The sequence below is a fragment of the Bradyrhizobium australiense genome (assembly GCF_013114825.1).
In the GTDB taxonomy this organism is placed as follows: domain Bacteria; phylum Pseudomonadota; class Alphaproteobacteria; order Rhizobiales; family Xanthobacteraceae; genus Bradyrhizobium; species Bradyrhizobium australiense.
Map to the genome: position 1 here is coordinate 22,127 of NZ_JAAVLX010000014.1, position 19,696 is coordinate 41,822.

23 protein-coding genes and 1 riboswitch are annotated in these 19,696 nt (G+C 63.4%); of the genes, 14 read left to right on the forward strand and 9 right to left on the reverse strand.

Annotated elements, in window-relative coordinates; translation table 11 throughout:
• Positions 1-86 precede the first annotated feature (86 nt).
• A complete protein-coding gene (locus HCN58_RS31955; protein ID WP_171583331.1) occupies positions 87-563 on the forward strand; it encodes a helix-turn-helix domain-containing protein in 477 nt (158 codons plus the stop codon).
• Here the strand turns inward: HCN58_RS31955 and HCN58_RS31960 are convergent.
• The 5 genes from HCN58_RS31960 to HCN58_RS31980 all read right to left on the reverse strand — a co-directional run bounded on the left by HCN58_RS31960 (position 526) and on the right by HCN58_RS31980 (position 4,809).
• Complete coding sequence (locus HCN58_RS31960) at positions 526-1,791, reverse strand: MFS transporter (protein WP_171583332.1); 1,266 nt, start codon at positions 1,789-1,791, stop codon at positions 526-528. The genes HCN58_RS31955 and HCN58_RS31960 overlap by 38 nt on opposite strands.
• A 147-nt stretch (positions 1,792-1,938) precedes the next feature.
• On the reverse strand, positions 1,939-2,301 hold the full coding sequence (locus HCN58_RS31965; protein ID WP_171583333.1) for a nuclear transport factor 2 family protein: 363 nt from the start codon (positions 2,299-2,301) through the stop codon (positions 1,939-1,941).
• Positions 2,302-2,328: 27 nt separating this feature from the next.
• Positions 2,329-3,573 (reverse strand): MFS transporter, encoded by a 1,245-nt coding sequence (locus tag HCN58_RS31970; RefSeq protein ID WP_171583334.1) that lies wholly within the window; start codon positions 3,571-3,573, stop codon positions 2,329-2,331.
• A 105-nt stretch (positions 3,574-3,678) separates the two neighbouring features.
• Positions 3,679-4,374 carry a DUF938 domain-containing protein gene (locus tag HCN58_RS31975; protein WP_171583335.1) on the reverse strand — a complete coding sequence of 232 codons (696 nt, stop codon included), beginning with the start codon at positions 4,372-4,374 and terminating at the stop codon, positions 3,679-3,681.
• A 33-nt stretch (positions 4,375-4,407) separates the two neighbouring features.
• Positions 4,408-4,809 (reverse strand): ArsR/SmtB family transcription factor, encoded by a 402-nt coding sequence (locus HCN58_RS31980; RefSeq protein WP_171583336.1) that lies wholly within the window; start codon positions 4,807-4,809, stop codon positions 4,408-4,410.
• Between the two features lie 218 nt (positions 4,810-5,027).
• Between HCN58_RS31980 and soxC the strand changes: the two genes are divergently transcribed.
• The 10 genes from soxC (at position 5,028) to HCN58_RS32030 (ending at position 12,987) form a co-directional block, all read left to right on the forward strand.
• Entirely contained in the window at positions 5,028-6,272 is a 1,245-nt protein-coding gene (gene soxC, locus HCN58_RS31985) for a sulfite dehydrogenase (RefSeq protein ID WP_171583337.1), read from the forward strand.
• Positions 6,256-6,930: a c-type cytochrome gene (locus HCN58_RS31990; protein WP_171583338.1), complete on the forward strand. Its 675-nt coding sequence runs from the start codon at positions 6,256-6,258 to the stop codon at positions 6,928-6,930. The genes soxC and HCN58_RS31990 overlap by 17 nt, the downstream gene beginning before the upstream one ends.
• A gap of 80 nt (positions 6,931-7,010) precedes the next feature.
• Entirely contained in the window at positions 7,011-7,334 is a 324-nt protein-coding gene (gene soxX / locus HCN58_RS31995) for a sulfur oxidation c-type cytochrome SoxX (protein ID WP_171583420.1), read from the forward strand.
• Between the two features lie 38 nt (positions 7,335-7,372).
• Positions 7,373-7,858: a thiosulfate oxidation carrier protein SoxY gene (gene soxY / locus HCN58_RS32000; protein WP_376701246.1), complete on the forward strand. Its 486-nt coding sequence runs from the start codon at positions 7,373-7,375 to the stop codon at positions 7,856-7,858.
• An 82-nt stretch (positions 7,859-7,940) separates the two neighbouring features.
• Positions 7,941-8,252, forward strand: a complete 312-nt coding sequence (soxZ, locus tag HCN58_RS32005) for a thiosulfate oxidation carrier complex protein SoxZ (RefSeq protein WP_171583340.1) — start codon at positions 7,941-7,943, stop codon at positions 8,250-8,252.
• Positions 8,249-9,115, forward strand: coding sequence for a sulfur oxidation c-type cytochrome SoxA (gene soxA / locus HCN58_RS32010; protein ID WP_171583341.1), 867 nt, complete (start codon positions 8,249-8,251; stop codon positions 9,113-9,115). Before soxZ ends, soxA begins: the two co-directional genes overlap by 4 nt.
• Positions 9,112-9,429 (forward strand): hypothetical protein, encoded by a 318-nt coding sequence (locus tag HCN58_RS32015; protein ID WP_376701245.1) that lies wholly within the window; start codon positions 9,112-9,114, stop codon positions 9,427-9,429. Before soxA ends, HCN58_RS32015 begins: the two co-directional genes overlap by 4 nt.
• Positions 9,430-9,548: 119 nt before the next feature.
• Positions 9,549-11,297, forward strand: coding sequence for a thiosulfohydrolase SoxB (gene soxB / locus HCN58_RS32020; protein WP_171583342.1), 1,749 nt, complete (start codon positions 9,549-9,551; stop codon positions 11,295-11,297).
• Positions 11,294-11,755, forward strand: a complete 462-nt coding sequence (locus tag HCN58_RS32025; protein WP_171583343.1) for a DsrE family protein — start codon at positions 11,294-11,296, stop codon at positions 11,753-11,755. The genes soxB and HCN58_RS32025 overlap by 4 nt, the downstream gene beginning before the upstream one ends.
• A 191-nt stretch (positions 11,756-11,946) precedes the next feature.
• Positions 11,947-12,987, forward strand: a complete 1,041-nt coding sequence (locus HCN58_RS32030; protein ID WP_171583344.1) for an MBL fold metallo-hydrolase — start codon at positions 11,947-11,949, stop codon at positions 12,985-12,987.
• 123 nt (positions 12,988-13,110) lie between these two features.
• On the opposite strand, the gene HCN58_RS32035 is transcribed toward HCN58_RS32030, so the two are convergent.
• The 3 genes from HCN58_RS32035 to HCN58_RS32045 are packed head-to-tail and all read right to left on the reverse strand — an operon-like array spanning position 13,111 to position 15,763.
• Positions 13,111-13,941: an ABC transporter substrate-binding protein gene (locus tag HCN58_RS32035; RefSeq protein WP_171583345.1), complete on the reverse strand. Its 831-nt coding sequence runs from the start codon at positions 13,939-13,941 to the stop codon at positions 13,111-13,113.
• On the reverse strand, positions 13,941-14,723 hold the full coding sequence (locus HCN58_RS32040; protein ID WP_171583346.1) for an ABC transporter ATP-binding protein: 783 nt from the start codon (positions 14,721-14,723) through the stop codon (positions 13,941-13,943). The genes HCN58_RS32035 and HCN58_RS32040 overlap by 1 nt, the downstream gene beginning before the upstream one ends.
• A complete protein-coding gene (locus HCN58_RS32045; RefSeq protein WP_171583347.1) occupies positions 14,720-15,763 on the reverse strand; it encodes a FecCD family ABC transporter permease in 1,044 nt (347 codons plus the stop codon). Before HCN58_RS32045 ends, HCN58_RS32040 begins: the two co-directional genes overlap by 4 nt.
• 280 nt (positions 15,764-16,043) lie before the next feature.
• Positions 16,044-16,242, forward strand: a riboswitch (cobalamin riboswitch).
• A gap of 113 nt (positions 16,243-16,355) precedes the next feature.
• On the opposite strand from HCN58_RS32045, the gene HCN58_RS32050 reads away from it, so the two are divergent.
• The 3 genes from HCN58_RS32050 to HCN58_RS32060 all read left to right on the forward strand — a co-directional run bounded on the left by HCN58_RS32050 (position 16,356) and on the right by HCN58_RS32060 (position 19,350).
• Positions 16,356-18,626 carry a TonB-dependent receptor gene (locus HCN58_RS32050; RefSeq protein WP_171583348.1) on the forward strand — a complete coding sequence of 757 codons (2,271 nt, stop codon included), beginning with the start codon at positions 16,356-16,358 and terminating at the stop codon, positions 18,624-18,626.
• A 187-nt stretch (positions 18,627-18,813) separates the two neighbouring features.
• Complete coding sequence (locus tag HCN58_RS32055; protein ID WP_171583349.1) at positions 18,814-19,053, forward strand: hypothetical protein; 240 nt, start codon at positions 18,814-18,816, stop codon at positions 19,051-19,053.
• A gap of 6 nt (positions 19,054-19,059) precedes the next feature.
• Positions 19,060-19,350 carry a hypothetical protein gene (locus HCN58_RS32060; RefSeq protein WP_171583350.1) on the forward strand — a complete coding sequence of 97 codons (291 nt, stop codon included), beginning with the start codon at positions 19,060-19,062 and terminating at the stop codon, positions 19,348-19,350.
• Between the two features lie 30 nt (positions 19,351-19,380).
• Here HCN58_RS32060 and HCN58_RS32065 read toward each other — a convergent pair whose 3' ends face one another.
• On the reverse strand, positions 19,381-19,623 hold the full coding sequence (locus HCN58_RS32065) for a hypothetical protein (protein ID WP_065731995.1): 243 nt from the start codon (positions 19,621-19,623) through the stop codon (positions 19,381-19,383).
• Between the last annotated feature and the right edge of the window lie 73 nt (positions 19,624-19,696).

Consider the following 19,696-nt stretch of genomic DNA (forward strand, 5'->3'; position numbering starts at 1 on the left):
TTCCTTTAGCTTGCGCTATTTCCTGGCTTGCCTTGAGGGCGCCGATGGCTGCACTCTGCCAGTTCAAGTCAACTTGAGGTCAAGGCATGAGAGACGTCGATATCGCGGAGGCGGCTCGATTGTCGGGCGTTCGCGCCTCGACCCTGCGCTTCTATGAAGAGAAGGGGTTGATCGCCTCTCACGGAAGACGGGGCCTTCGCCGGCTGTTCGATCCGGCCGTGTTGGACCGGCTGGCGCTGATCGCGCTCGGGCGCGCCGCCGGCTTCTCGCTCGACGAGATCGCCACGATGTTCGCACCCGACGGCCGGCCGCGCATCGACCGGCGGATGCTGGCGGCCAAGGCCGAGGAGTTGGACCGGACGATCCGAAAGCTCAACGCCATGCGCGACGGCCTGCGCCACGCCGCCGCCTGCCCCGCTCCGAGCCACATGGAGTGTCCCACCTTCCGCCGCCTGCTGCGGGCCGCGGCGTCAGGCGCTATCGGCGAAAGGAAGGCGCGACGACCGCCGCGCAAATCGCTCGCCGCTACTGGACGCGAGAAGGGCCGCGCCCGCGAACCATGATCAGCACGGCCGCGGTCAATTCCACCCCGATGCAGCCGTAGAACGGCAGCGTGTAGCTGCCCGACAAATCCCGCAGCAGGCCGACCACGCCGGGACCGAACGCGTAAGTGATCTGATTGATCGCCGTGATCAAACTGACCAGCACGCCGAATGAACGCGGATCGAACTCACGCTGCACGATCAGGGCCGGCAGCGTGATCAGATTGCCGACCGAAAAGCCGAACAGCGCGCAGGCTGCGATCAGCGCGTAGTCATGATGCACATTGATGACGATCAGGAGCGCCACCGCCTGACTGACAAAGGAGAGCGACGAAGCCAGCCGCTGGTTCATCCGGTCGATCACGAATGAAAACATCACGCGGCCGACCACCGCCATCGCCGTCAATAGCGCCACCGCAATCGCCGCCTGCTGCCGCCCGATCACCGAATCCAGAAACGCGATCAGATGCACGATGAAGCCGACCTGAGCGAACAGCACCAGCGCGAACGCCGATGACACCGATAGAAAGCCGATATCGCGAAACGCGCGTGCGCGAATTCGCGTCGGCGACGGCGCGTCCGCAGCGTCGAGCCCACTCATGCTCAGGTGGAGCGGCGGCCTTCCGACCAGCAGCAGGATCACCGGCACCATCAACGCCACCATCACGGCGGCCGATGCCATCATGGCGCCAGAGAACCCAAAATAGCCGATCCCCGCGATCAACAGCGGCACGCCGGCGATGCCGCCAAAACTCGCGCCGTTCAGCGCCAGGCTGATCGCCATGCCGCGCTTATTGTCGAACCACAGCCCCAGCGTATTGGTGATGATGCCGAGGCTGGTCCCCGCCCAGCCGAACGCCAGCACGGCGTTGGCAAGGTAAAGCTGCCAGGGCTCGCGTACCTGACCGATCGAGATCGCCGCCGCGGCCATCGCAAACGTCCCCGCGATCAGGCAATTGCGCGGGCCGAAAGCCTTGATGGCCTCGCTGACGAACGCGACCAGGGCTGCGCCGAACAGATAGAAGAACGTGGTGCCGGACGAGATCAGCGACGTCGGCCAGCCGTGCAGCCGCTGCAGCTCGGCGACATAGACGCTCTGGCCGTAGAAGCCGAGCCCCCAGCCGAAGGTTGCCAGCAGGAAGCAGACGGCAACGATACGCCAGCCGTCGTAGCGGATGGAGGATTCGTCGATGGAGGTGTGGCTGTAGGCGTCCAACGTCTTTCTTCTTATGTTGTTCTCGTTCGTCATGGCCGGGCTTGACCCGGCCATCCACGTCTTTGCGTCCGACAGCGAGAAAGACGTGGATGCCCGGGACAAGCGCGGGCATGACGACGAGGGTTAGCAGACCCACAAGCCAATTGCTTCGGCGCCGACCGAACTGTCAGCAAGTGGCAACTAGGCCGCCGGCTTCGACGGATCGTAGAAGAAGCGCTCGCGAAACACCCGGTCGCCGCGCCATTCCTGCAATGCGACCTCGTCGAACCGCCCCGTCTTGCCGGACTGATAGAGGAACTCGAAGACCCAATGGATCGCGACATGATCGCCCTCGACGATCGAGGTCACGCAGGTCGAGGTCACGCTTTTGACCCGTTCCAGCACTGCGCGCTCATGCGCCACCAGCACGTCGCGGCCGACCCGCGGCGCTGCCGTGTTCTCCTGCATGCTGGCATCCTCGGTGTAGAACCGCTCAATGGCGCCGGCATGGTCGCCGGAGACGACGGCTGCAATGAATTCGCCAAGACGGGCGCGCGTCGGCATGAGGCCTCCAGGCTGTCAAATTGAGAATTAGATACTCGGATCAGGAATTTCGTCGACCGCGCGCAGCTTCGCGCGGCGCCTGGCGAATGACGCAAACCACAGGACCGCAAGGCCGAGCAGCACCGGCGGGAACACCACCACGTTTACCATCGACCAGCCGTAATGCGCCAGCAACTGGCCGGACGAGAACGAACCCAGCGCCATCATCCCGAACACCAGGAAATCGTTGAACGCCTGCACCTTGTTGCGCTCCTGCGGCCGATGTGTTTCCAGCACCAGTGCCGAGGCGCCGATAAACGCGAAATTCCAGCCGACGCCGAGCACGATCAGTGTCGCCCAGAAATGCAGCGCGGTGACGCCGGAAAGGCCGATCGCGGCAGCGGCGGCTTCCAGGGTCAAGCCAAGCGCCACGATCGTTGGCGCGCCGAAGCGGGCGATCAGCGTGCCCGTGAAGAAGCTCGGGCCGTACATCGCCACGATGTGCCATTGGATGCCGAAATTGGAATCGCTGACGGTGAGCCCGCACATCTTCATGGCGAGCGGCGCCGAAGTCATGACCAAATTCATCATGGGGTATGCGATCACGCCGCACAGCGCCGCCGCAATGAAGCGCGGTTGCCGCGCGATCTCGAGCAGCGGCCTGCCGCCATGCATGTCCGACGGTGCGGGCTTCGGCGCATGGACGCCCCACAGCACCGCCATCGCCACCAGCGCGACGAAGGCCTGCACCACGAAGCTGAAGGCAAACAGATAGGGCGGCCAGATATCCATGGTCCACTGCACGAGCTGCGGCCCGAGCACACCGGCGAACACGCCGCCGGCCATTACCCAGGACAACGCCTTAGGTCGGAACGCGGCACTGGCGCCGTCGGCGGCGGCAAAGCGATAGGACTGCGCCACCGCGCCGTAAAGGCCGCCGAGGAAGGTCGCGAAGCAGAACAGCCAGAATGAGGCGTAGAGAACGGCGACGGCGGCGAGTGCACCGGTCAGGATGCCGCAGAGGGTGCCGATGATGAACGCGACGCGGCGGCCATAGGCGCGCGAGATCGCACCCGTCGGCAGCGTGCCCGCGGCGAGCCCCAGCACGTACATCGACAGCGGCACGGTGGCGAGCGAGATGTCAGGCGCCAGCGTCGCGCCAACGATCGAGCCGGTCGCGAAAATCACCGCCGAATTGGCGCCGGTCAGCGCCTGCGCGGCGGCGAGCCGCAGCACGTTGGCGCGCGCGCGTGCGTCGTTTGATATCTCTTCGGTGGCTGTCGTATCCAGCATCGGCATTCCCGCCCGGCAGGCCCCGGGCCGGGAGCCTCGTTGATTGATTGCGCGGCACTATGAAGATGCGGGGCACTGCGATCAACCGACGCAAACGGGCGCGCGCTATGCGCCGACGTCACGCTTCGTTGAGCGCGCGAAGGCCAATATCATGTTGTTGGCCGGCATCGGCACGGTTTGGATCAAGGAAAGGCCGACGCTCTCAGCCAATGTACTGAGTTCTCCGATGTCGCGCACGCCCCATTCGGCATTCTGCTCGCGAAGGCTGGTGTCGAACACGGCGTTGCTCATCGCGGTATGCTTGCCGTCGCGCTTGAATGGGCCATAGAGAAACAGCCGCCCGTCATCACGGAGATAGCGCTCCGCGCCGGCGAACAGGCCTTCGGCGACGCGCCAGGGCGCGATGTGGATCACATTGGCGCAGAACACCGCCAGCAGTTTGCCCGGCCCGCTGCCGTCGTGCATCGCCGGGCACCAGGCCGGATCGGCGAGATCGACCCGCAGCGGCGGGCGAATGTTCGGCAAGGCGACATGCGCGCGCCAAGCTTCAATGCTTTTGAGATGTCGCTCATTGAGATCGCTCGGCCACCAAACCATGTCGGGCGTGTGTTTTGCAAAGTGAACGACATGCTGGCCGGTGCCGCTGCCGGCTTCCAGCACATCGCCGGATTTGCCGGCAAGGAATTTCTGCAGCACCGCCCAGATCGGTTCGTGGTTGCGGTGAAACGCCGCCGCATCGAGCCGTCCGTCGGGTTCGACCGGCTGGCCATCCTTACCGAATTCCACCACAAATTCAGCCATCGCAGTTCAGTCCTGAAAAATAGTGGCGCAGCGTCACTTCAGATCGCCGCAGAAAATCTCCTTCAATACCCTAAGGAGACGCAATGTGCGCTGGTCGGCCACACGATAATGCAGCGTCTGCGAGGTCCGGCGAAATTCCACCAGGCCATCGGCGCGCAATTTCGCCAGATGCTGCGACAGCGCCGACTGGCTCAGTTTCACCACGCCGACAAGTTCGCCGACCGTCATCTCGCCGCGCACGGCGAGAAAACAAAGGATCAGCAGGCGTTTTTCGTTGGCGAGCATTTTCAGAAGCTGCGCGGCGTCACCGGCCTGCTTCGCCAGCTTCTTCAGCGCCGTCGCGTCGTCGCCGCCGGGGACGAAGGCGGCCTCTTGCTGAGTCTCTTGCTGAGTCCCTTGCTGAGTCCCTTGGGCTGCCGTGGCGGCTGCTCTCATCACTGCAAATCCGGTATCATTTTCCGCGCCTGCGAAGCACACATACCACATTAGCGCGCCAGACCTTCTTTAGCATTGACTAAATTAGCAAATGACGATATCGGTTCCAAAAAGCAAGAAATGACGCGGCGATGTGGCCGCGAGGGGAAGAAAACGTGCGGCCTGACCCGTTACGCAGCAATGCTGTTCTCTCTGATCCCGCCGCCCCGGGCACCCCCATGGGCCGCCGCAGCTTCCTTGGCCTCGGCGCAGCCCTGACCGGCAGCCTCGCCGTCGGCGGCAAAACGGCCATCGCGGACCCCGCGCCGGAGTCACCCCCCGCAGACGCGCCCTGGTCGCAGTCGATCGGCGCTGGCGTGGTCGAGCGGCCCTACGGCCGGCCGGCCGATACCGAAGCCTCCGTGATCCGCCGCAACGTGCCCTGGTTGACCGCGAGCGCGGAATCGTCGGTGAGCTTTTCCCCGCTGCAGGACCTGCACGGCATCATCACGCCGAACGGACTGTTCTTCGAGCGCCACCATGCGGGACGGCCGGATATCGATCCGGCGCAACACAAATTCATGATCCACGGCCTCGTCGAGCGCCCGCTGCTGCTCTCCATGAAGGACATCCTGCGCTTCCCGTCCGTGTCGCGCATCCATTTCATCGAATGTCCGGCCAATGGCGGCATGAACTGGCGCGCCGCGCAGATGAACTCGCTGCAATTCAGTCACGGCATGGTCAGTTGCGCCGAATGGACCGGCGTCAAACTGTCGACGCTGCTGGAAGAAGTCGGCCTCAAGAAAGAGGCGAAATGGGCGATGGTCGAAGGCGCCGACGGCGCGCATATGAACCGCAGCCTGCCGCTCGACAAATGCCTCGACGATTGCCTTGTGGTCTATGCGCAAAACGGCGAGGCGCTGCGGCCCGAACAGGGCTATCCGCTGCGGCTGGTGGTGCCGGGCTGGGAGGGCAACGTCAACATCAAGTGGCTGCGACGGATCAAGCTCGGCGAAAAACCGTGGCACACCCGCGAGGAAACTTCGAAATACACCGACCTGATGCCGGACGGCACCTCGCGCGGCTTCACCTGGCTGATCGACGCCAAGTCGGTCGTCACGTTTCCTTGCCCGGAAAAGCCGCTCGATGGGCCCGGAATTTATGAGATCAGGGGACTGGCCTGGACCGGCAACGGCAAGGTCAAGCGCGTCGACGTCTCCATGGACGGCGGCGTCAACTGGCACACCGCGCGGCTGCACGAGCCGGTGCTGTCGAAAGCGCTGACCAGATTCTCGCTGCCCTGGCGGTGGGATGGCCGGCCCGCGCTGGTCGCATCCCGCGTTATCGACGAGACCGGTTACGTGCAGCCGACCATTGCGCAACTGCGCGCACAGCGCGGCTCGAACTCGGTTTATCACAACAATTCGATCCAGACCTGGCAGGTCAAGCCCGACGGAAGCGTCTTCAATGTACAGCTCGCGTAAGATTTGCCTGCCGGTCGCGGCCATCCTGCTTGCCGCCGCCGGAAGCCTCGCCGGCGCGGCCGAGCCCGGCTCATTCGGTTACGGCAGTGTGGCGACGCCGGCGCAGATCGCCGGGTGGGACATCGACGTGCGCGGCGAGGACGGAACGGGCCTGCCGCCCGGCAAGGGCACAGTCGACAGGGGCGCGGAGGTTTATGCCGAGCAATGCGCTGCGTGCCATGGAACCTTCGGCGAAGGCGAAGGCCGCTTCCCCAAGCTGGTGGGAGGCGTCGGGTCGCTGCGCGACGAGCGCCCGGAGCCGACGGTTGGCAGCTACTGGCCATTCGCCCCGACCCTGTGGGACTATATTAACCGCGCCATGCCGATGCCCGCGCCGCACACATTGTCAGCGGATGACGTTTATGCTTTGACCGCCTATATTCTGAGCCTGAACGATCTCGTACCCTATGAATTCGTTGCCGATCGCAACAGCTTGCCGAAAGTCAAAATGCGCAATCGCGACAACTTCATCTGGACCGACCCGCGGCCCGATACGATGGCAAAACCCTGTATGAACGATTGCGTCAACGCCGCCGATGTCAGGATATCATCGACGGCCGAGGGCAGAAATCTGACGCCGCGCACGACCGGACCGCTCGACACGATGCAACAGAAGTAGAAATTACGGAAACGCCTGTGACCGATCATTTCCCGACAAAATCCGCAAGGTTTCCGACGTTAAGGCTTGCTGCGTTCGCGCTGGCGCTGGTGATCGGCGCCTTTGCGTCCGCAAGCTTCGCGCAAGCGCAGTCCGCGGTGGATGAAGGCCGCAAGCTTGCCTTCGACCGCGGCAAGGGCAATTGCCTGACCTGTCACGTCATCAAGGGCGGCAACCTTCCCGGCACGATCGGGCCCGAACTGGTCGACATCAAGAGCAAATATCCCAAGCGCGAGGATCTCGTTGCCATCCTCAACGACGAAACCCTGCGCAATCCGCTGACAGTGATGCCGCCGTTCGGACGCAACCGGATCCTGACCGAGAAGGAAATCGACGCGGTGGTTGATTTCCTGCAGACGCTTTGAACGCGGCGCAATGCTTTAGGAGAGTTTGGATGAGCACTATGGCAAATGATTTTTCAGCGACCCGCCGACTGATCCTGAAAGGCGCCGGCGTATTGACGCTGATCGGCCTTGGCATCGTGCCCCTTGATGTCACGAAGGTGCTCGCTGCGGCCAACGACAAATATCCGGAAGAGGCCTTCAAGGCAAAGAGCGAGGCCGATGCGATCAAGGCGCTCTATGGCAAGACTCCGGAGCCTTCGGACAAGGTCAAGATGGACGCGCCCGAGATCGCGGAGAATGGCGCCGTGGTTCCAATTTCGGTGACGACGACGCTTGCGGACGTGACCTCGATCTCGTTCCTGGTCAGCGAAAACCCGGTCGCGCTGGTGGCGTCCTACAAAATCCCGGCAGGCACCCTTCCAAACGTCGCCAATCGCATCAAGATGGCGCGAACCAGCAACGTGGTCGTGGTCGTGGAAGCCGGCGGCAAGCTCTACGGCGTCAGCAAGGAAGTCAAAGTCACCGTCGGCGGGTGCGGCGGCTAACAGGCGGCGCGCATGATCCGGAAAACTGGGTACCGGTTTTCCGACAGGATCATGCGCCAAAGAATAGGCTAGGAGTATTCAAATGGCATCGACCATTCGCGTGCGCGCCACTTCGAGCGGCGAGACCACCGAGGTGCAGGCGCTGATCCAGCATCCGATGGATTCCGGCTTCGTCAAGGATTCCAAGGGCGAGATCATTCCACCGCATTTCATCCAGCAGCTCATCTTCGAGCATGACGGCAAGAACGTGTTCACAGCCGACTGGGGCGGCGGCGTTTCCAAGGACCCCTATGTCAAGTTCGCGTTCAAGGGCGCCAAGAAGGGCGACGAGCTGAAGATCAGTTGGATCGACAACAAGGGCGCGACCGACACCACCACGGCGAAGATCCAATGAAGCTGCGATCCGCGATCTATCTGGCGTCCGCGGCCCTTGCGCTTGCGGCGTTGACGCTTGCGAGCACCCTGCCCTCGGGCGCCGCCGACAAGGTCGATCCCGCCGCCGACGCCAAGGCGTTCAGGAAATTCTTCACCGACAAATTCCCGAAGGTGAAACTCGAGGATTTCGTCAACGGCCCCTATTCGATGAACGAGGACCTGTACCGGCAGTGGCAGGAGAAGGAACAATTTCCGCCCTACGAGTTCTCGCTCGAAATGGGCAAGGAGATGTTCTCCAAGCCGTTCAAGAACGGCAAGACCTATGCGGATTGCTTCCCGAACGGCGGCATTGGCATCCGCCAGAACTACCCCTACTTCGACGAGAAGGAAGGCAAGGTCATCACGCTTGAATTGGCGCTGAATCGCTGCCGCGAGGCCAATGGCGAACCGCCGTACTCGTATGTAAAGGACGAAATGGCGGCTTTGACCGCCTATATGGCCTTCACCTCGCGCGGCAAGCCGATGGACATCAAGATCCCGAACGATCCCCGGGCGCTCGAGGCTTACGAGAAGGGGAAGGAATATTTCTACACGCGGCGCGGCCAGCTCAATTTCTCCTGCGCCACCTGCCACGTGCAGAGCCCGGGCGAGCGCATCCGCGCCGAAATCCTCGCGCCCGCGCTCGGCATCGTCAATGCGATGCCGATCTACCGCTCGGAATGGAGCGGCATGGGCACCACCAGCCGGCGTTTCACCACCTGCAACAGCCAGATCCGCGCAGTGCCGCTCAGCCCGCAGGACGATGAATATCGCAACGTCGAATATTATCTGTCCTATGTCAGCAACGGGTTACCGATATCGGGCCCCGGAGCGCGGCCATGAGGAACATGATGCAGAAATCCGCATTGGTATTTGCGCTGATTGCCGCGGGCGCTGTGTCCGCGCTCGCCGCGGGCTCCGAGGAGGATTTCAAGGCGGCATACGCAGCGGCTGAAGCCGCCAACAGGGAAGCCGGGAAGTTGCGCAACCAATGGACCACCACGGCGAACACGCTGGCGGCAGCGAAGAAGGCGGCGGACGCGGGTGATTTCGACAAAGCCACCGCATCGGCCAAGGAAGCCGAGGCGCTCGCCAAAGCTTCGATCTTCCAGGCCACCAGCGAGAAGACCCGCTGGAAGGATTTGGAAATACGCTAGAGCATGATCCGGAAAAGTGGAAACCGGTTTTCCGACAACATCATGCTCAAACAATGGATGAGATCGTGATGCGATTGCCAAATCGCATCGCGATCTAGTTTCGACGCGCGGAGACCCGCATGACGATCCGCCGCCGCGATTTCCTGAAGTTAGCAGGCGCCGCCACCCTGTCGGGCAGCCTGCCGCGGCTGGCGCGCGGCGCCGACAATGCCGGCGTTTACGATCTCGAGCGCTTCGGCAATGCCCGGATCCTGCATATCACCGATACGCACGCGCAGCTCCGGCCGGTGTTCTTCCGCGAGCCGAGCGTCAATCTCGGCGTCGGCCCGATGCAGGGCAACCCACCGCACCTAGTCGGACGCGCCTTCCTCGATCGCTTCGGCATCCGGCCCGACAGTGCCGACGCCTATGCTTTCACCTGTATCGAATTCGAGAAGGCCGCCGGACGGTTCGGCAAGCTCGGCGGCTTCGCGCATCTGAAAACGCTAATCGACCGCATGCGCAGCGAGGTCGCCTCCGGACGCTCGCTCCTGCTCGACGGCGGCGATCTCTGGCAGGGCACGGGCCTTTCCAATACGCTGCAGGGCGCCGACATGGTGGAGGCCGCCAACCTGCTCGGCATCGAGGCGATGACCGGGCACTGGGAATTCACCTATGGCGAGAAGGCGCTGCGCGCCAATCTCGAACGCTTCAAGGGCGAATTCCTGGCGCAGAATGTCTATCTCACCGAAGAAGCCGCCTTCAACGATGCCAAGGCGTTCGATCCGGCATCGGGACGCGTCTTCAAGCCGTCCATCATCAAAGAAATCGGCGGGCATCGCGTTGCCGTGATCGGGCAGGCGTTCCCCTACGTGCCGATCGCGCATCCCAAGCGTTTTACGCCGGACTGGAAATTCGGCATCCGCGACGAAGAGCTGCAGAAGCTCGTCGATACCCATCGCAACGCCGACAAGGTCGACGCGGTCATTCTTCTCTCGCACAATGGCATGGATGTCGACCTCAAGCTCGCCAGCCGCGTCACCGGGATCGACGTCATTCTCGGCGGCCACACCCATGACGCCGTGCCGCAGCCGATTGCCGTGACCAACGCGGGCGGCACCACACTCGTTACCAATGCCGGCTCGAACGGCAAGTTTCTCGCCGTGCTCGACCTCGACATCGGCAAGGGCAAGGTCAGCAATGTGCGCTACCGGCTGCTGCCGATATTTTCGGAATTGCTGAAGCCCGATCCGACGATGCAGGCGCTGATCGACAAGATTCGCGAGCCGCATGCGGCTGCGCTGAACGAGAAGATCGCGTCCGCCGACCGCCTGCTCTACCGCCGCGGCAATTTCAGCGGCACCATGGATCAACTGATCTGCGACGCGCTGCTCGGCGAATTGAACGCCGAGATCGCGCTGTCGCCCGGTTTTCGTTGGGGCACCACCGCACTGGCGGGCCAGCCGCTGACGATGGAAGACGTGCTGGCGCAGACCGCCGTCACCTATCCGGAGACCTATGTCCAGACCATGACCGGCGGCCAGATCAAGGACGTGCTGGAAGACATCTGCGACAATCTCTTCAACACCGACCCCTATTATCAGCAGGGCGGCGACATGGTCCGTGTCGGCGGGCTCGCCTACGCCTGCATGCCGACTGAAGCCATGGGAAAGCGGATTTCCGAACTCAAGCTCGACAACGGCCGCGCGCTCGGGGCCCGCAAGAGCTACAGGGTGGCGGGCTGGGCCTCCGTCAACGAGCAGACCGGCGCGCCGATCTGGGATGTCGTCGCCAGGCATCTGAGGTCGGGCAAGCCGCCCAACCGCGCGCCGCCGGGCGTCACGCTGAAAGGCGTTGAAGGCAATCCGGGCATTGCGGGGCAGGGATGACAGGTCTTTCGATCATCATTCGCACAGTCGCCGCGGCGCTCCTGATCGCCGCCGCCGCGCCCGATGCCCACGCCCAGCAGGCGCCGCTGCAGGACAAGCCGTTCGCCGAGCACAAAATCGTGCTGCAGCTCTCCGATAACGACTCGCGAAAGCAGGGCCTCGTGCTCAGCGTCGCCAGCAATCTGATGAAGCATTACGACCCTGATAAGGTCGCGATCGAGGTCGTGGCGTTCGGTCCCGGCATCGACCTGCTGCGGCCGGAAAATGCCAACCGCAAGATGGTCGAGAGCCTGGTCGCGCAGGGCGCGCGCTTCGACATCTGCCTCAACACCGTCGACACGCTCGAACGCGAGCACGGCAAGCGACCGGAATTCATCGCCGCGGCGACGCCCGTGCAGGTCGGCGTCGCGCAGATACTGTTTCTGACGGAGAATGGGTATACCTTGGTGCGGCCGTGACGTCATTGCGAGGGAGCAGACCGCAATGCCCCTCACCGTCATTGCGAGCGAAGCGAAGCAATCCATCTATCTTTGCGTGCGGCCACGGATTGCTTCGTCGCAAACGCTCCTCGCAATGACGTGAAAACCAAGGCTGGCGCGACACCCGGCCATGATATGATAAAGTCGAGAAGCAACATACGGCATCGACCATGATCTTTCGTCAACTGTTCGACAGCGTCTCCGGCACCTACAGCTATCTGCTGGCGAGCCGCGCCGGCGGCGAGGCGCTGATCCTTGATCCCGTGCTGGAAAAGGCCGACCGCTACTGCCAGCTGCTGCGCGAACTCGACCTGCGGCTGGTAAAGGCGGTCGACACCCATCTGCACGCCGACCACGTCACGGGCCTCGGTGAGCTGCGCGACCGCACCCAGTGCATCACCATCATGGGCGAGCAGAGCAAGGCCGACGTGGTGTCGATGCGGGTGTCCGACGGCGACAAGGTGACGATCGAGGGGCTGAGCTTGGATGTCATGTATACGCCCGGCCACACCGACGATTCCTATAGTTATTTGATGGGCGACCGCGTCTTCACCGGCGACACGCTGTTGATCCGCGGCACCGGCCGCACCGATTTCCAGAACGGCTCTTCCCGTGCCCAGTATGAATCGATCTTCAACCGGCTGCTGAAATTGCCGGAAGAAACGCTCGTTTTCCCCGCGCACGACTACAAGGGCGATACGGTTTCCACCATCGGCGAGGAGAAGCGCTACAATCCGCGGCTGCAGGTGCGCTCGGTCGACGAATATATCGAGTTGATGGCCAACCTGAAGCTGCCCAATCCGAAGATGATGGATGTCGCCGTACCCGCCAACATGCATGTCGGCCTGCATCAGGAGGAGCTTGCCAAGCAGGGGCTCGCGCTCTCGGCCCGCGACGCGATCAGCAGTCTCGGCCGGCCCGACATTCTGCTGGTCGATTTGCGCGAGACCAGCGAGCGCGCCAAGCACGGCACGATCTCGGGCGCCCTGCATGCGCCCTATCCCGGTATCGCCGAGAGCCTCAAGCCCGGCGGCATGCTGCGCGAAGTCGCCGCCGCCACCGGTCGCCGCGTCGTGTTCTTCTGCGCCTTCGGCGAACGCTCGGCAATGGCGGTGGCCGCGGCCAAGAACGCGGGGCTGGCCAACACCGCGCATATCGAGGGCGGTATCGACGCGTGGAAGAAGCTCGGCGGCCCAGTGGTGCACGAGTAGTAGCTCGTAGCCCGGATGGAGCGAACCGCAATCCGGGAATCATACTGCGGCATCCCGGATTTCGCGGAGCCTGTCATCGGGCGCGCATTCGCGCGACCCGTTGGCTCCATCCGGACTACGAACTTACTTTCCCACCCGCTTCAACTCCTCCGTCAGCGCGTCCAGCGCAGCCGCCAGCATCACGCCGCCGCACTCGGTCAGCCGCTCCGGAATTACGATGCGTTTTTCCGGCGGATAGAAGCGCTGCAGCGCAGGATGGACCAGAAACGCTTGGCCGTCGTCGCGCGCATAATTGCCGGCCTGCGAAACCACGATGAAGTCGGGCCTCAAATTCACGATCGCCTCGAGCGACGCAAAGCCGCCGAAGCTAAAGCCGAGATCGCCGGCCGCGCTGCGCAGTCCGACTTCGCTCAGCAGCGAGCCGACAAAACTGTCGCTGCCAGCGACCCAGCCGCGCCGGGACAGCGGCAGCACGCGATAGTGGCGCTCGGCGGCGGCGCGGCGGGCGCGCGCCAGCGCGGCGTCGAGCCGCGCGATTTCGGCGTCCGCACGATCAGGATGTCCGGTCATATCGCCGACCTCGCGGATCTGCGCGCGAGCTTCGTCGAGATTTCGCGGCACGGCGAGCTCGGCGAGATGAAGGCCCTTCGCCTTCAACAGCTCCCGCGTCGAGCGCTTGTCGAACGCACTGGCCAGGACCAGGTCCGGCTTGAGCAAGAGCACGTCCTCGGCCGCGCCTGATAACACCGGATAGCGGCTGATGTCGCCTGCCTGCGATTGCCAGCCGTCGCGCGCGAAGCGGCTGAGGCCCAAAATCTGCTCGGGGTCGGCCAGCGTCAGCAGCAACTGATCGCTGCAGACATTCATCGACACCATACGCGGAGGGCTGGCCGCGAATGCCGCGCCGCCTGACACCGCCAACGCGGCGATCGCGACAAGAACGCCGAACCGCATCAGATATCCGCCCAGGGCACGATGACAGCCTCGCACTGATATTCCGCGCGGTAGGCCGAGATCCGAAACACGTCAGCCATCACCTGTTCGGACAACGCCACCGCCGGCGCGCCCTGCGACACCAGGCGCCCTTCGCGCAGCACCAGCATGTGATCGGCAAACCGCGCCGCGAGACCGAGATCATGCGTCACCACGATCACCAGCACACCCGTGTCGGCGGTCGCGCGCAAACTCTGCATCACGTCGATCTGGTGCCGCGGGTCGAGCGAGGCGGTCGGCTCGTCGGCCAGGATGACGGGTGCCTCCACCGCCAGCGCGCGCGCCAGAGCGACGCGGCTGCGCTCGCCGCCGGACAATTCGGTGACGCGGCGGTGGCTGAATTCCATCACATCGACCGCTTGCATCGCGCGTAGTACAGCCTCGGCGTCCCTGGGCGACAGCCGCGCCGGATCAGTTGCGCCATGCGGATAGCGGCCGAGCGCCACGATATCGCGCGCCGGCAGCGGCCAATGTACGACATGCCCCTGCGGCAGGTAGCCAAAACGTTTTGCGCGTTCGTGCAGCGGCAGCGAAGCCAGCGAATCGCCACCGATCTCGATCTCGCCTTCGGACGGGATCAATCCAGCCAGCGCTCGCAACAAAGTCGTCTTGCCCGCGCCGTTCGGTCCAACCAGCGCTACCAGATGTCCAGCCGACAGCGCCAGCGAAACGTCCCTCAGCACGACACGGCCGGCGAGCCGCACGCCGAGCCCCGTTGCGGTCAGCAGCGCTGCCTCGCTCATGCGACGCCTCCGCCGAGCGCGCGGCGCTCGCGCATGATCAGATAGAGGAAGAACGGCACGCCGATGATCGAGGTCAGCACGCCGACCTTGATGTCCGATGTCGAGGGAATGATGCGCACCGCGATATCGGCGGCCAGCAATAGCGCCGAGCCAGCGAGCGCGCTCGGCACCAATAGCCGGCCCGGATCATGCCCGATCAGCGGCCGCATCAGATGCGGCGCAACGAGGCCGATGAAGCCGATGGTGCCGGTAACCGCGACCGCGCCGCCGACGCCGAGCGCGACGCCTGAAATCACGAACAGCCGCAACCGCCCGACATCGACGCCGAGGCTCTGCGCGGTTTCCTCGCCGAGACTCAGCGCCCGAAACGCATGGCGCTGGCTGAGCAGCATGAGCGCGCCCGCAATGATGAAGGGAAACGCCAGCACCACATGCTGAAAGCTGCGGTCCTCCAGCGAGCCGAGCAGCCAGAATGCGATCTCCAGCACCACGAAGGGATTGCTGGAGAGGTTCATCACCAGCGCGGTGGCAGCGCCCGCAAAGCTCGAAATCGCCAGTCCCGACAGAATGAGGATCAACAAACCCGCATTGCGGCCGGCGATCGAGAGCAGCGCGAACACCGAAGCGAACGCCGCAACGATCGCCGCGACCGGCAGCGCATAGGAGCGCACGTCGGCCAGGCCGAGCGCGATCACCAGCACCGCGCCGAACGCCGCCGATTGCGGCGCGCCGAACAGCGAGGGCGAGGCCAGCGGATTGCGGAGCAAACCCTGCAGCGACGCGCCCGACAGCCCGAGAATGGCGCCGATCGCCAGCGCCAGCAGCGTCCGCGGCAGGCGGATTTCGCGCACGATCACCTGTGATACCTCGCTGCCGCCGCCGAGCAGCGCTTCCGCCACCGCAAGCGGAGACAGCCGCACCGGCCCGATGCCGAGCGAGATCAGCATCAAGAGCACAACGAGGGCGGCAAGCGCCGCGCTCGCGCCGATCCGGCGGCGCGCGGCTTCCTCGTTGCTCAGGGTTGCGGCCTCAACACTCATCGATCGTCCCAACCTCACTGCGCCATAAGCCCCTCATGGTGAGGAGCGCGAAGCGCGTCTCGAACCATGCGGCCCGTCTGTGGCCTACATCCTTCGAGACGCCGCTACGCGGCTCTTCAGGACGAGGGATTGAGAGGCTATGATGCAGTAGAGCTAAAGCAGTTTTGCCCGCCCCGGTACAGGCGGCGGGGCAGGCATGCTCCTGCGGCAAAAATAGCGCACTCGTCCAGTGAGGACCGCCGGACGCCCAGGGGCGGATTGACTCGGACTTTGACAAAATTCTACCATAGTTCCCGACGGTTCCCGTTTGGGGATCAAAAGGGAATGCGGTGCGGGGAAATCCCCCAATTCCGCGGCTGCCCCCGCAACTGTAAGCGGCGAATCCTTCGTCATAAGCCACTGGGCATCTCGGTCCTGGGAAGGCGACGATGGGGTAACGACCCGCGAGCCAGGAGACCTGCCGTCAGCCGTGGTCACACGCGAAGATGTCGGTCGGGGAGTACAGACATTAGCTTCACCTGAGCTGCTGAAAGCACATGGTGAGACTTGGTTCGCTGTGACGTGCCACTGACGTCATACCGAGGTCTGAACCATGCCTTCCACCATCACAGCCACGCGGCGCCGCGTCTGGCTTGCTTCCAGCTTTCTCATACCGATTGTATCGCTCGGCATCTCCGGCGCGGAGGCGCAGACGCCGGCGTCCGAACAGTTGCCGCCGATCGAGGTCACCTCGCCCGGAGACCAGAACAGGACGCGCGCCAAACTGACCTACGATGAAGCATCGACCTCGCGCCGCGTCGTGCCGGCGGCTGCGCCGTCGACCGGCGCGCAACCTGCGGCGGGCACCGGCTCGAACGTCGCATCGCAAACCGTTTCGCAAGGTGCGGGCGGAACTGGCGGCCGGCAATTCTCCGGCATCGTTGGCGCATCGGCGACCGTGATCACGGCTGAGGATATCGCGCACTCGCCGGCGCAAACCGTGCAGGAGATCATCGCGCAAACCCCGGGCGTGCAACTCACCAACCTGTACGGCGGCGTGAACGGCGCCGGGACCACGGTCGACGTGCGCGGGTTCGGCGCGTTCGCCACCAATAACACGCTCGTTCTTATCAACGGCCGCCGGCTCAACGACATCGACAAGGCCGGCGTCGATCTTTCAACCATCCCGCTCAATTCAATTGAACGCATCGAGATCACCAGGGGCAACAGCGGCGCAGTGCTTTACGGCGACAACGCAGTCGGCGGCGTCGTCAACATCGTCACCAAGACCGGCGTCGGCGGTCCGCCGGTCTCGATCCGCGGCGAAGCCGGAGTTGGGTCCTTCAACCAGCGCATGGCCTCTGTTTCGACCGCGTTGAACTCGGGTCCATGGTCAGCCTCGTTCTATGGCAACGGCGTCAAGTCCGATGGATATCGGGTGAACAACGCGCTCGATCAGCGCAACGGCATCGGAAACATCAATTACACCACCCCTGGCCTCACCGCGTTCCTGACCTTATCGGGCGACGACCAAAAGCTGGGCCTCCCCGGCGGCCGTTTCGTTCAGCCTTCCATCGGACTCGACGAACTGGCTACTGACCGCAGAGGCACCGGCACGCCCTTCGATTATGCCAACAAGCAGGGCGCTAACGCCACGGCGGGCTTCACCAAATCGCTTTGGAACGGCGCTGAGTTCATCGTCGATGGCGGCGTACGGGACAAAAAGCAGCAGTTAGGATTCTTTGGCACGAACCCGGGCTCCAGTTTCGCATCCACTTACGTCGATGCGAATTTGCTGACTTGGTCGATAACGCCGCGGCTGAGCGTCAAGAATACGATATTCGGTATTCCGTCGTCGATTCTGACCGGAATCGATTATTACGATGCCACCTTCCACCAAGATCGCGGCGCATTAAAAGGCCTCACGCCGTTTCACAGGTACGATCTGGCGCAGCAGACGCTGGCCGGCTACTGGCAACAATCAATCGGCCTGTTGCCGACGACCGACTTCTCCTATGGAGCCAGGGTTCAAAACACTAACCTGACCGCGCGCGACCGCTTTGATGGGACGGCTCCATTCGCGTTCGGCACCGAGGCCCTTCCGCTCGACAGCAACGAGACGCAGTACGCGCTGCATGTCGGTCTCGAGCACCGCTTCAACAATGTTTTCGCGGTGTTTGGTCGTGCCGCTCGCGCATTCCGCACTCCTGACGTCGACGAGCGAGTTTCCTCCGGCCCCTCGTTCGATCCCGTCTCCTTCGCCGCGATTCCGGGCGAATTCAAACTAAAGACCCAGACCTCGCACGACATCGAGGGCGGATTCCGCATCAAGAGCGGCGGCTTCCAGATGCAATCGAGCATCTACAACATGGACCTCGAAAACGAGATCCATTTCAATCCCGTCCTGTTCTACAACGTCAACCTCGATCCGACTCGCCGCTATGGCAGCGAAACAAGTGCTTCGCTGCGCGTCAGCGACAGCGTGCTGCTGCGGGGCGGTGTGGCCTACACCCGTGCCGTGTTTCGCGAGGGTGCGTTCGCGGGCAATGACGTGCCGCTGGTGTCGCGCTACACCGCCAGCGGCGGCGTGACCTGGAACATCTGGGAGAACTATCTGGTGTTCGACGCCACGGTGCGGGCCTGGAGCGAACGCGTCATGGACAACGATCAGGCCAACACTCAGCGCCGCATTCCGGCCGACGCGACGGTCGATTTCAAGCTAAGCGGCGCCTATGAGCACTTCTTCTGGTCGCTCAGCGTGAACAATGTGCTCAATGCGCTGTACTATGACTACGCCGTTGCCAGCACGTTCACGCCGGGCCGCTTCGCGGCCTATCCGCTCCCCGGCCGCACTTTCATGGTGAAGGCCGGCGCGACGTTCTGACCGACATAGCCGGTTCGGCTTTCCTGCCGGACCGGCTCGACGCGCCGTGTTCCCGCCAACCTTCACAGGCAGATTCTGTCAGAAACCGCGCCATTTTCGACCGAAAATAACGCCCTCTGCGAGCCGATCCGTGGTAAATGGGCCACAGACCGCTCGACGATATCAGTCGTGATTTCAGAGGTATGACATGAACGATGAGCCGAAGAGCGCGGCCGAGCTGAAGGAAATGAGGCTCAACCGCAAACGCGCCCAGGAAGTCGACGGCATCAAGGCGATGGCCGAGATCGCGGCTGCCGATATCGCGATCCGCCAGCGGACCGAGAAGCTACGCGCAATGCGTCTGGCAAAGGAAGCGGCCGACCGCGCAAATCCGCCGGAGTCGAAGGTCAAGGGCAAGACCAAAGCCAGGATTGCGAAGAGAGGCTGACCTGAAATGACGAAAGAGGATCGCGATCGCGCCCAGGCGCGCTTCGACAAGGCGGCCAAGGCAGTTCAGGATGCAAAGTCCGGCAAGGCCGAACGCGACGCAGCAGCTAAAGCCGTGCTCGACAATATGGCGAAGCTGAAGGCATTGCGGCTCGCGCGCGAAGCAACCGAGCCGCAACGTGCGCCCGCCGCAAAGGCCGCAAAGAAGGTGCGCAGCAGCACGAAGCGGCCCGACGAGAAGCCGGTGGCGCTGTCGGAGTGGCTGGCGAGCCAGCAGAACGGCGGACGGCGAACCTGAGATCGGCCGATTGAGCTCAAAGATCCGGCATTACGCCGGCCCCGGCCAATCGATCATCGATCGCGTCTTGTTCTCAGCGTCATAGACCTGCACCTGAAGCATCTGGAAGCGGTTCTTCAACGCCATGCCCGCTTCCTCAGCCGCCTCGACCGTATCGTGATGCGACTTGAAGTGGCCATCCACGACCAGCGAGTAACCGGTGCTCGGCGCCTTGTCGGCGCGGAGTATCTTGCGCTGTTGCGGTTCATCGAGCGCAATGCGGGGCTTCTTCATACTGGCTCCATGTGATGCCCTTCGAGCTGAAGCTGCAAAAAGGGCGGGAAGAATCGTTGGACCGGCGCTAGGA